Below are 297 nucleotides of genomic sequence, written 5' to 3' on the forward strand. Positions count from 1 at the left end.
TCCAGTAACGAGCCAATCTAAGGATATTCCACAGCGATTTTTATATATTTGCAGTATAGATGCAGGGGGTTCTCGTAAACCCGTTTCATAATTGCGCATAGTCGTTTCGGGAATATCAAAATGTTTAGCAAATTGCCTTCGCTCCGTGAAACCAAGAGTATGCCGTATTTCACGTAATCGTTTTGCCAATGGTGTTTTTGGTTCTTTTTCAGGACGTGCCAAAAAAAATCACTCCATATTACATTTAGATATTTACAATAGCCTATTTAGGCTATATATCTATTATTACCGCCCATT

1 protein-coding gene is annotated in these 297 nt (G+C 37.4%); it reads right to left on the bottom strand.

Annotated elements, in window-relative coordinates:
- Positions 1-222 (bottom strand): helix-turn-helix domain-containing protein (locus BN338_RS09650; protein ID WP_039761761.1); only part of this gene is annotated, 222 nt, incomplete at its 3' end.
- Positions 223-297 lie beyond the last annotated feature (75 nt).

This window comes from Bartonella queenslandensis AUST/NH15 (assembly GCF_000312585.1).
Lineage (GTDB): Bacteria > Pseudomonadota > Alphaproteobacteria > Rhizobiales > Rhizobiaceae > Bartonella > Bartonella queenslandensis_A.